This is a genomic window from Legionella worsleiensis (genome assembly GCF_001467535.1).
Taxonomy (GTDB): domain Bacteria; phylum Pseudomonadota; class Gammaproteobacteria; order Legionellales; family Legionellaceae; genus Legionella; species Legionella worsleiensis.
In genome coordinates this window covers 1-293 of the sequence record NZ_LNZC01000026.1, presented here as the reverse complement: position 1 = coordinate 293, position 293 = coordinate 1, and the positions used below count along the sequence as shown (strand labels likewise).

Below are 293 nucleotides of genomic sequence, written 5' to 3'. Positions count from 1 at the left end.
TAGCCTGTAATAGACGAAGTCGTATTACAGGGTGTTTAATCTGGGAATGTTTTTTCATGGCTGGGGGTTGTCGAGGTGATTCATCTGGTGCGTCTGTTTTTTTTTGCGACTTGATGAGATAGGGAATTGGACTACCTGTATTACGACTTCGTCTAATACAGGCTACGCCTAAATGAGTCACAAATCCATATGTAGCCTGTAATAGACGGAGTCGTATTACAGGGTGTTTAATCTGGGAATGTTTTTTCATGGCTGGGGGTTGTCGAGGTGATTCATTTGGTGCGTCTGTTTTT

Annotated in this window: 1 protein-coding gene; it reads right to left on the bottom strand. The window is 42.7% G+C overall.

Going from position 1 to position 293, the window contains the following annotated elements; translation table 11 throughout:
- The coding region (locus Lwor_RS13885) for a hypothetical protein (protein WP_162262302.1) at positions 1–293 on the bottom strand (293 nt) is incomplete at both ends.